This window comes from Bordetella petrii, assembly GCF_020991325.1.
GTDB lineage: Bacteria > Pseudomonadota > Gammaproteobacteria > Burkholderiales > Burkholderiaceae_B > Bordetella_A > Bordetella_A petrii_E.
On sequence record NZ_JAJMLX010000160.1, the window covers coordinates 1 to 10,403 of the forward strand.

Annotated in this window: 12 protein-coding genes; 1 reads left to right on the forward strand and 11 read right to left on the reverse strand. The window is 66.4% G+C overall.

Translation table 11 applies throughout. The features are described 5' to 3' along the window. The 11 genes from LPZ50_RS15840 to LPZ50_RS15890 all read right to left on the reverse strand — a co-directional run. Nucleotides 1-209: hypothetical protein (locus tag LPZ50_RS15840; protein WP_230662454.1), on the reverse strand; the 209-nt coding region annotated here is incomplete at its 3' end. Between the two features lie 147 nt (nt 210-356). Next, a complete protein-coding gene (locus tag LPZ50_RS15845) occupies nt 357-1,166 on the reverse strand; it encodes an SDR family oxidoreductase (RefSeq protein WP_230662455.1) in 810 nt (269 codons plus the stop codon). 36 nt (nt 1,167-1,202) lie between these two features. Then, complete coding sequence (locus tag LPZ50_RS15850) at nt 1,203-2,297, reverse strand: CoA transferase (RefSeq protein WP_230662457.1); 1,095 nt, start codon at nt 2,295-2,297, stop codon at nt 1,203-1,205. Then, nucleotides 2,290-3,624, reverse strand: coding sequence for a phenylacetate--CoA ligase family protein (locus LPZ50_RS15855; protein WP_230662459.1), 1,335 nt, complete (start codon nt 3,622-3,624; stop codon nt 2,290-2,292). The genes LPZ50_RS15850 and LPZ50_RS15855 overlap by 8 nt, the downstream gene beginning before the upstream one ends. Continuing rightward, nucleotides 3,578-4,261, reverse strand: a complete 684-nt coding sequence (locus tag LPZ50_RS15860) for a TetR/AcrR family transcriptional regulator (protein ID WP_230662461.1) — start codon at nt 4,259-4,261, stop codon at nt 3,578-3,580. Before LPZ50_RS15860 ends, LPZ50_RS15855 begins: the two co-directional genes overlap by 47 nt. 22 nt (nt 4,262-4,283) lie before the next feature. Next, on the reverse strand, nt 4,284-5,447 hold the full coding sequence (locus LPZ50_RS15865) for an acyl-CoA dehydrogenase family protein (RefSeq protein ID WP_230662463.1): 1,164 nt from the start codon (nt 5,445-5,447) through the stop codon (nt 4,284-4,286). After that, entirely contained in the window at nt 5,444-6,445 is a 1,002-nt protein-coding gene (locus LPZ50_RS15870) for a branched-chain amino acid ABC transporter permease (RefSeq protein WP_230662465.1), read from the reverse strand. Before LPZ50_RS15870 ends, LPZ50_RS15865 begins: the two co-directional genes overlap by 4 nt. Beyond that, nucleotides 6,445-7,317 (reverse strand): branched-chain amino acid ABC transporter permease, encoded by an 873-nt coding sequence (locus LPZ50_RS15875; protein WP_230662466.1) that lies wholly within the window; start codon nt 7,315-7,317, stop codon nt 6,445-6,447. Before LPZ50_RS15875 ends, LPZ50_RS15870 begins: the two co-directional genes overlap by 1 nt. Beyond that, nucleotides 7,314-8,060 (reverse strand): ABC transporter ATP-binding protein, encoded by a 747-nt coding sequence (locus LPZ50_RS15880; protein ID WP_230662468.1) that lies wholly within the window; start codon nt 8,058-8,060, stop codon nt 7,314-7,316. The genes LPZ50_RS15875 and LPZ50_RS15880 overlap by 4 nt, the downstream gene beginning before the upstream one ends. Continuing rightward, nucleotides 8,057-8,857: an ABC transporter ATP-binding protein gene (locus LPZ50_RS15885; protein ID WP_230662469.1), complete on the reverse strand. Its 801-nt coding sequence runs from the start codon at nt 8,855-8,857 to the stop codon at nt 8,057-8,059. The genes LPZ50_RS15880 and LPZ50_RS15885 overlap by 4 nt, the downstream gene beginning before the upstream one ends. A gap of 2 nt (nt 8,858-8,859) precedes the next feature. Continuing rightward, entirely contained in the window at nt 8,860-9,996 is a 1,137-nt protein-coding gene (locus LPZ50_RS15890) for an ABC transporter substrate-binding protein (protein WP_230662471.1), read from the reverse strand. A gap of 281 nt (nt 9,997-10,277) precedes the next feature. On the opposite strand from LPZ50_RS15890, the gene LPZ50_RS15895 reads away from it, so the two are divergent. Further along, the coding region (locus tag LPZ50_RS15895) for an SDR family NAD(P)-dependent oxidoreductase (protein WP_230662473.1) at nt 10,278-10,403 on the forward strand (126 nt) is incomplete at its 3' end.

Sequence of the window (10,403 nt, forward strand, 5' to 3'; positions counted from 1 at the left end):
ATGTCGTAGCGGCGCGCCACGCGCGTGAAGCGCCGCAGGGCCAGCGTGCCGTCGGGGCCATGGGCCGCGGTCTCGTGCATGGCCAGGCGCTTCACGGGAAGTTCATCGCGGTGCAGCCATGACCGCAGGCGCGTCCGCTTGCGCAGGCGCACCAGCAGCGGGTCTATGGAAAGGTAATACAGCGACATCAACGCGGCGAATGGGCTCATTGGGCGACCGGTACATTTCGGACCGCCCGGGTTGGAAGAGGTTATTGGGGCGGCAAGTGCCGCGAGAATAATTTGTTACGTTAAGAATCAATCAGCGAAAAAACCGGGCTGGATGCCGCTAGTTGGCGGCTATGCCGCGCCGGCGGTTCAGGCTGCCACCATATGCAGCCCTGGTCCCAAATGGGCCGCGCCGTCAATCTGGATGAGCTGCCCCGTCATCAGGTGGGCAGCCGGGGTGGCCAGGAAGGCCACCAGTTCGGCCAGCTCTTCAACCTGGGTGGCGCGCCCCATGGGAGTAGCCTGGACCAGGCGGTCCAGCATGGGCTTGGCGGCTTCGCCGGTCAGCCCTTCGGTCAGCACCGCCCCCGGGCCGATGCAGTTCAGCGAGATTTCGTCCGGCCCCCATTCAAGCGCAAGCGTGCGCATCAGGCCCAGCACCCCCGCGCGCGCGGCGATGGAATGCGCGATGCCCATGGAGCCCCGGTCCACGCCCGACAGCGAAATGCACACCACCGATCCCTTGCGCGCCTTCAGATAAGGGTAGGCCGCCTTGGTCACCACGAAAATAGCGCTGAGATTGACGTCGATGACCGCGTCCCAGCCTTTGCGGCTGATCCCGGTGGCGGGCGCGAAGAATTGCCCGCCCGCGTTATTCACCAGCAGGTCGATGCCCTGGCGTTCGCCCACTTTGGCAACCAGAGCCTCGATGGCTTCGGTATCGCGGACATTGCAGGGCTCGTATTCGTAGCGGCCGGGCAGGCCCTGCGCCAGTTCGCCGGTTTCGCGCAGCGGGTCGGGACGGCGGCCGGTGCCGAATACGTCCATGCCCAGAGCCAGCAGGCGCAGCGCTATGCCGCGTCCTATGCCGGAACCGGCCCCGGTGATGAAGGCCGACCTGCCCTTGAAAATATTGGGTTGCAGGGCATGTACGGGATGGGCGGCGGAAGCGGTGGTCATCGCGGATTCCATGGAAGTTTGGGCGGGGTATGGCGTTCAGGTTGGCCGGCGGTCGCCGCCGACAGGCGGCGTGGCGCTGCGCGGCAGGCGCAAGCCGTCGAACAGGGCGGGGAAGGCCGGGACATGCTCGCCCGTGGGCAAGCGGGTGGACACCGCCCCGGGGCGCAGCGCGCGGATGATGGCCAAGGCTTCGTCAGGCGCGCGCACGATGCCGGCGGGAATCTGCAGGCGGCGCATGTGGGCCAGCACATCATCGCGCCGTTGCGGCAGGGTCCAGGCCTCGACTTGCGCGTCGAAGTGCGCCGCGCGCCGGATGCGTTCCTTGATGGGCGCATCGTCGGCGCCGATCAGCGGGCGCAGCTTCAGCCAGTACGCGTCCAGGCCGCCCAGGATATATACATAGCCATCGGCGCACTGGTAAATGCTGGATGGCGCCGAGGCGCGGTCGCGATTGCCCATGGGGGGATCCAGGGCATCGCCTTCGCTGACGGCCAGCGCCGCGGGCCCGATCAGCATGCTGGCGGCCACCTCCATCATGGAAAGGTCTACCAGGCAGCCTCGGTCCGCCGGATCCAGCATGGCCATGGCGCTGCTCATGCCCGCATACATGCCGCAGAACATGTCCACCGGCCAACTGGTGGTCAGGCGGGGGGTGCCGTCTTCATTGCCGTTGAGCAGGGCGAAGCCGGATTCGCATTGGGCGATGGTGTCCATGCACACCCGCGGGTCCTGCTGGCCATAGCCCGAGATCAAGGCGATCACCAGCCGCGGGTAGCGCTTGCGCAGGCCGGGGCCCTGCAGGTCCAGCCCGGCCAGCGAGGCGGGCGCCAGGTTGCAGATGAAGGCATCGGCCTCTTGCAGCAAGGTGTCCAGGCGGACGCGGTCGGCCGGGTCGCGCAGGTTGAGCACCTGGCTGCGCTTGCCGGTGTTGAAACTGCGGGCGTAGTAGCTGCCGAAGGCGTTGCCGGGCAGGGTGCGCACGCCGTCGCCCTGGGGCGATTCGATCTTGACCACATCGGCGCCGAAGTCGGCCAGGTACTGCGCCGCGGTCGGACCCGCGATGAACTGCGAGAGCTCGACCACGCGCTTGCCCGCCAGCGGCCGGGGCAATTGGGGTTCGCCGTCAGCCATGGATCACCCGCGTGGCCTTGTGCACGGTGCGGGGCAGCGTACCGGATTCCACGACTTCGACGTGGAAGCGCACCTGCAGTTTTTCGCGCAGGCGTTGCGACAGGCGTTCGCCCAGGTCGGCCGCGGCGCCGCGCTCGCGTTCCACGCGCAGCTTCACTCCCGTGAGAAAGCCGGTGTTGGGGTCTTTGACGCTGTCGTCCAGCACCAGCACGTATTCATTGGTCAGGCCGGGAAAGGCGCGCACGATGTCTTCCACCGCCGAGGGGAACAGGTTCACGCCACGCACGATCAGCATGTCGTCGGCGCGCCCCAGCACGCCACCGGCCAGCCGGGCATGGGTGCGGCCGTCGGGCGCGGGGCGGCTGTCGCGCACCACCATGTCGCCCGTCCACCAGCGCACCAGCGGGCAGGCCTGGCGGTCCAGGTGGGTCAGCACCAGTACACCGCGCTCGCCGTCAGGCACGGGTTCGTGGGTGTCGGGATGCAGGATCTCGACATAGATGAAGTCTTCGGCCAGGGTGGGGCCCAACTGCGAGGCCGTGTCCCAGCCTATGGGCTGGCATTCCAGCGCGCCGTAGCAGTCATACATCTTGGCGCCCCACTGGCGTTCTATGCGTTCCCGCGTGCCCGGAATGCTGGCGCCGGGCTCGCCGCCCACGCACACCATCCGCACGCTGGAGCCGGCCAGATCGCGCCCCATGGCCTGGGCGGCTTCGGCCATGTGCGCCATGAACGACGGCGTGCCTATCACGCACTGCGTGCCGTACTGGAAAATGGTCTCGATCTGCCGCTGGGTGTCCCCCGACGACGCGGGAATCACCAGCGCGCCCACTTGCTGCGCGGCCAGCGTGGCGCCCAGGCCGCCCACGAACCAGGCGTAATTGAACATGCACTGGAACACATCGCCGCGGCGCAGGCCCTGCGCGTACAAATAGCGGGAATAGAGATCGGCCCAACGATCGATATCGGCTTGCGTCCACAGCACCGGCGCGGGGCGCGCCGTGGTGCCCGACGAAAAATGTACCCGCACGGCCTCGCCGGGCTGGACGGCGGCCAGGCTGCCGAAGGGGGGCTCGGCCTGCAGGCCGGCCATGTAATCGCTTTTGCGCGTGAAGGGCAGCTTGCGCAGGTCGGCAAAACTTTTCAGGTCATCCGGCTGGAAGCCGGCGGCGGCAAACACGCGCTGGTAATGGCTGCTGGTTTGCGCCACGCGCCGCAGCTGGCGGCGCAGCGCATCGAGCTGGAAGCTTTCTATGCGGTCGCGTGACCACGTTTCTGCCTCATCCCAGATCGTATCGGAATAGGGCTGTCTCTCTTGCTGCTTCATTGCTGGAGTCCTTGAGTAAGCCCCGCAAGGCAAAGGCCGCGAGGGCGTGGGCGATGTCGTCGACCGCCTCGGCGCTTTGCAGGCGCCGTTGGCTGTACCAGATGGTTGCCCAGTTCAATGCACCAAAAAAAGGTTTGCTCAGAAGCTTGGCGGGCAGGTCCACGAACGCGCCGCCGCGAGTGCCTTCGTCGATGACCTCGACGAACATGGCCTCGTAGTCGTCGCGCATCTTCACCACCGCGCGCAGCCGCTTGGCCGCGGCCGAGGCCTCCAGCAGATGGCGTTCCAGCCCCTGCACCGCCACTTTCTGCATGGGCAGTTCTTTCAGCAGGATCTGCGTGTGGCGCAAGGCCATGGCCGCCAGGCGTTCGACGGCATTGCCAGCGCCGCGCGCGATGGGCTCCACCTGCTCGGTCAGGCGGTTCATGGCCGCGACCTGTACGTCGAAGAAGAGATCGGCCTTGCTGCGGTAATGATGGTAGATGCGTCCCTTGGTGGCGCCCAGCCGCTGCGCCACGGCGTCGATGGATGTGGCCGCGTAGCCGAATTCCATGAACAGTTCCGCCGCGGCCCGCAGGATTTCATCGCGCGATTCGCCGCCGCTTGTCTCGGCCGGGGTCTGTGATGCATTAGCCATTACTACCTCTTCAGTGCAGGATTCATTGCGCCTGTTCTTCCGCCTCCTTGCGCACGGCGCGGGACAGCACGAGCCGCTGGATTTCGGAAGAACCCTCGTAGATCTCGAGAATGCGCTGGTCGCGGTACAGGCGTTCCGCGGTGGTGGGCTTGCAGTAGCCCAGGCCTCCCCAGATCTGGACAGTATTGTCCACTACTCGGTGCGAGACTTCAGAGGCGTACAGCTTGGCCATGGCGCCCAGGTTGGAAACGTCCCGGCCTTCGTCATAGGCCTGGGCGGCGGCGTAGAGCATCATGCGGGCGGCCGAGATCTCGGTGGCCATGTCGGCCAGCTTGAAGCCGATGGCCTGGTTCTCGCCGATGGCCTGTCCGAAAGTCTTGCGCTGCACGGCGCGCGCGGCTGCCTCGTGGAATGAGGCCAGGGCCAACCCCAGGGACTGGGCCGCCACCATGATGCGGCCTACATTCAGGGTTTGCAGGGCCAGGCGCAGGGCGCGGTTCAGTTCGCCCACGCGGGCGCTGTCCGGCACCACCAGGTCCAGCTTCAGGTTGGAGGTCTGGGTGCCGCGTATGCCCATCTTGTCGGACAGTTCGTCGATGATGGCGCCGGGCTGCTCCTTGTCTACCATGAAGGCCGAAATCCCGCGGCCGCCAGCGGCCGGGTCGGTCTTGGCGAACACCACGTAGTAGCGCGAGGCGCCGCCATTGCCGATCCAGTATTTCTCGCCGCGCAGGCGCCAGCCGTCGCCCTCGCGCACGGCGGTGGCCTCGATGGCCGCGGCATCGGACCCGGCAATGCGCTCGGACAAGGCGAAGCTGGTGGCGCGGCCCTGGGTCATTTCGCGCAGATAGAAGTTTTTCTGCTCGTCGTTGCCGGCCAGCAGGATCGGAAAAGCTCCCAGTTGATAGGCGCACATGATGGCGGACGTGGACGAGCAATGCCGGCCCAGGGTTTCCACCGCCGCCACCGTGGTGGTCAGGCTTTCTCCCTGTCCGCCCCATTCGCGCGGCAGGAACAGGCCGGTGAACTGGTGCTGGACCAGGGTGTCGATGGTTTCCCAGGGGTAGCGCTGGTCGCGGTCGAGTTGCGGGGCCAGCGGCGCGAATTGTTCGCGTCCCAGGCGGTCGGCCAGGGCTTGCCAGCGCGTGGCGGAATCGTCCAACAGCGGGTTCCAGATGACGGTCACTTGGGATTCTCCAGAGAGGTCGGCGCAGAGGGGCGGGGCGGGCGGCGGCACGCCAGGCGGCCCAGCGGACGCGCCAGCCCCATCAGTCCCTGCGGAAAGAAGGCCAGAATGATCACCAGCACGCTGCCCAGGACGATCTTGTCCACGTAGCCTCCCAGTGAAAAGAACTTTTCCTGTATCAGGATCAAGGCCGTGGCGGCCAGAGGGCCCAGTAACTGGCGTCGTCCCACCAGTACCACCGCCGTCAGCATCAGAATCAGGAAATAGGTTTCCAGGATGTCCGCGCTGACATAGGCGCGCTGGTACGCATACAGCCAGCCCGCCGCGGCGCTGATGGGCGCCGAGAACAGGAACACCTGCAGCCGCACGCGCGCCGGGTCGATGCCCGCCATGGTGGCCAGCCGCGGGTTCAGGTGCACCATGACGGCCGCCTTGCCCAGCCGCGAATGGCGGAAGCGGTCGACCAGGTACAGGGCGGCCACCAGCAGGGCGTAGGCGTAGGGCCACAGTTCCTGGTCGTTGCGCGCGGCAAGAGTAAACCCGGCGAAAGACAGGTCTAGCGTGGGCAGGCCCCGCACTCCATCGGAACCGCCCAGGAAAGCCCAGTTGGCGGCCAGCGTCATGGCCACCACCGACACCGCGTAGGTCACCAGCGAGAACACGAATTCGCGCAGGCGCAGGGTGACCAGGCCGATGGCTGCCGCCAGCAGCAGGGCCACCGCGATGGAAGCCGCCAGGGTGGCCCAGGCGCCCGCGCCGGCCTGGGTCGAGAGCAGGGCCGTGGCATAGGCCCCACCGGCGAAAAACACCGCATGCCCCAGGCTGACTTCGCCCAGGTCGGACACGATGACATCCAGCCCGTAGGACATGACGGCCAGGATCGCGATGAGCACCGCCGCGCTGTACACCGCGGGGCCTCCGCCCAGCAAGGCAGGGGCGAAGAAGCCCGCGGCCGCCAGCGGCAGCAGGGCGGCGCGCTGCATGGGAAGGCAGGCCATCAGTGCACCCCCTTGGCCGCGCCGGCGCTCAGCCCGGCCGGACGCAGCACCAGCACGGCGATCAATACCAGGAAAGCGGCCGCGGTGGCATAGGCGGGCGAGACCAGGGCGCCGAACAGCGCCGTGAATATCCCCAGCGCAACACCGGCGACATAGCTGCCCGTGACGCTGCCTATGCCGCCCAGCACCACCACTACGAAGGTCATGATGACCTCTTCGAACCCCATCGAGGTCAGGATAGGCGTGCGCGGCGCCACCATGCTGGCGGCGAACGCCACGGCCGCGCCTTCGAAGGCAAACACGCCGTAGTACACGCGCCGCACGTCTATCCCCGCCAGTTGGGCAAGCTTGGGGTCTTCGGCCACCATGCGTACCAGGCGCCCGATGCGCGTGCGGTCCAGCACCCACTTCAGCGCGATGAACACGATGATGGCGGCCACCACGATGGCCGTGTCCTGCCAAGTGACCCACAGGCTGCCGACCTCCAGGTCGCGCATCGACAACGGGGTGTCCAGTATTTGGCCGGTGGAGCCGAACACCAGCGACGCGGCGCCATGCAGCACGTAGCCGAAGCCCAGCGTCATGATCATGATGGAAACGAGATTCTGCTCGAAGGTGGCGCGCAGCATGACGCGCTGCATGGCCACGCCGAATACGGCGCCCACCAGCATGGACAGGGGCACCGCCAGGGCATACGGCACCCCGGCGCCCGTGGTGGCCCACCAGGTGACGAACGCGCCCAGCATGTACATCTGCCCGTGGCCGAAATTCACCAGGCGCGCCACGCCCAGCAGTACTGTCCAGCCGATGGCAATCAGCGCGTAGGCATGCCCCAGCACAATGCCGTTGATGAGTTGTTGAACCAGGTTCATGCCGCATGCTCCCCGAGATAAGCCTGGGCGATTTTCGGGTTGGCGCCCACTTCGGATGCCGGGCCCTCCAACACGACACGGCCGCGCTCCAGCAACAGCAAGCGGTCTACCACTTCCAGGGCGGCGCGTACGTTCTGTTCGACCAGCAGAATGGACAAGCCCGATGCGGCCAGGGTGCGCAGGGTGCGCAGTACCTGCAGCACCAGCATGGGCGCCAGCCCGATGGAAGGCTCGTCCAGCAGCAGTACGCGCGGGCCCATCATCAGGGCGCGGCCTATGCCCAGCATCTGGCGTTCGCCGCCCGACAACTGCGCGCCCAGGTGCCCGCGGCGCTCTTTCAGGCGCGGGAACAATTCATACACTTCGTCCCGCGCATAGATGCGCCGGCCGGTAGCGGCATCCGGCGTGAAGGCGGTGCACAGGTTCTCGTCCACCGTCATGCTGGCGAACACCAGGCGGCCCTCGGGCACCAGCAACAGCCCGTTGCGCACGCGTTCGTGCGTGGGCTGCGCATCGACGCGCCGGCCGTCCAGCGTAATTTCCGCGTCTACCCGGGCCGGCCCGCGCGACCAGCCGGCCAGGCCGTTGACCAGCGTGGACTTGCCGGCGCCATTGGCGCCCACCACTCCCACGATCTCGCCGCGGCCCACGGCCAGGTGTTCAACCTGCACCGCATGGTTGCCCTCATAGGCCACGTTCAGCCGGCGGGCCTGCAGTGTCGGCGCATCGCGCGTGGTGGTCATGATGCTTTCCCCAGATAAGCTTCCAGCACGCGTGGGTCGTTGCGTATGGACGAGGGCGTGCCGCAGGCCAGCGGGCGGCCCAGGTCCAGCACGAAGATCCGGTCGGCCACGGCCATGACCAGGTCCATGTGGTGTTCGATCACCACTACTGCCATGCCTTCGGCCTTCAGTTCCGCCAGCAGGCGCACCAGTTCGGCCATGTCGGCGCCGCCCAGGCCGGCCGCGGGTTCGTCCAGCAGCAGCACGCTGGCGCCCTTTCCGTAAGCCAGGGCGATGGACAGCATGCGCTGCATGCCATACGAAATTTCTTTCGGGCGCAGGGCATGGCATTGGGCGGGGATACGGAACCGCTCGAGCAGGCGCTCGGCGTAGCCGCGCGCCTGGGCCCGCCGCCGCGCCGCCATGAAGGGGTTGGCCGCGCTGGCCCACAGCCCGGCATGCGCCTCGTCGCCCAGCATCGCCATCATGTTGTCGCGCACGCTCAGGTCGTCGAAAAAAGCGTTCTGCTGGAACGTGCGCTTGAGGCCCAGCGAGGCCAGGCGATAAGGCGGCACGTTGGTAATGTCGCGCCCATGCAGATGCACCCGGCCGCTGCGGGGGATGAGGGCCGTGACCGCGTCGTAGCACGAACTCTTGCCCGCGCCATTAGGGCCGATGATGCTTAGCAGTTCCCCGGCGCGCACTTCCCAGCTGACGTCTTGCAGCGCGACCAGGGCGCCATAGCGCACGCCCAGTCCGTCCACGGTGAGCACGGGGCCGGCCTGCGCGGCCCCGTTGCTGCCCATGCTACTGGCCATCGTCATTGCTCAACCACGATCTTCTGGCCCTGCACCGTAAACAGATAGTGGTTCGATTTAAGCTGGCCGTTGGGTTCGAACGTCAGGTCGCCCATGACGGTGTTCTTGAAGGTGCCGCCGCGGATGCGCTTGGCAATGGCTTCGCGGTCCAGCGTCTTCAGTTCGTTGGCGGCCATGGCCCATACCTGCAGCGACGTGGCGCCCAACGCCATGAACTTGTCCGGGGTGTACTTGAACAGTTCCTCGGTCTTGGCCACGAAGCGCTGGTTGGCCGGGTTGGAGGCAAAAGGCTCCACATCGGGGAAGTAAATATCGGCGCCGACCAGGCCGTCGGCGGCGTCGCCGGCCACCTTGATGACGCTGGGCGCCACGGTACCCACCGCCGCCACCAGCGTGCCGGGCAGGCGGGACCGCTTGGCTTGCCGGATGATGGCCGGCATGCCCAGCCCTTCGTTGGCGTTGATGGCCACGGTCAGGTCGGGGTTGGCGCCGCGCACGGCGGTCAGGGCTACCCGGAAGTCGGCCTGGGTAAAGGGAAACTTCTCCTCGGCCACTTTTTCGTATGGGTAGTTCAGGCTCTTGAGCGCGGCCTCGATCGAGGCCTGGGCTCCGTTGCCGTAGGCGTCGTTCTCGGTCAGGAAGGCGATGCGCTTGGCCTTCTGGTCGGCAATGTACTTGGCGATGATGGCGCCGTCTTGCGAGTTCGAGCTGTTCAGGCGCACGGCCAAGGGGTTGCCTTCTCCGGACAGGATGGGGTCCGCCTTCGATACCGCCGTGATGTCCAGGATGCCGGCGCGGGCAATCACGGGTTGCATGGCCAGTGTCACCGGGCTGTTCCAGCCCTCGATAATGACCGACACGCCCGCGCCCACCAGTTCATTGGCGCGCGATACGCCTACCGCGGGCGTGGATTCGTCATCGCGCGACACGATCTCGATCTGGCGGCCCAGCACGCCGCCGTCTTCGTTGATGACGGCGGCCATGGCCTGGATGGCCTGCGTGACGTGCTGGCCCTGCGGCCCGGCCCCCCCCGACAGCGGAAAAATCACCCCGACTTTCACGGGGTCCTGCGCCTGCGCCAGCGCGCTCATGCCCAGGCCGATCAAACCAACGGCCACCAGTTTCTGAATCCGTTTCATGGTTGTCTCCTATCGTTATACGGGCAATGCCCGGCGCTGCTCGTGGCTGCACGGCGGCCAGGCCGCCATGCACGGTGAATCCATTCTTTGGGTGCTTCATCCGTACAATAAGATCAGCATACTATTAGGTATGTTTTGTGGTCAACGTAATTCGAGCATGGATTTTTATTGGATTTTTTAGCGTAAAAAATGGGGATTGATAGTACTTTCAGAATTCATTGAAAAGATACTATATGGTATGTAATATGGCTGCCATGGCATTCTTCCAGGAGGGCATGGCAATGAGCACCGAAGGCATTTCTGCGCTGGTTACCGGAGGCGCGTCGGGGCTGGGGCTGGCGACGGCGCGCAGGCTGGCGGCCGCCGGCGCGCATGTCGTCATTGCCGACTTACCCGGTTCGGCGGGG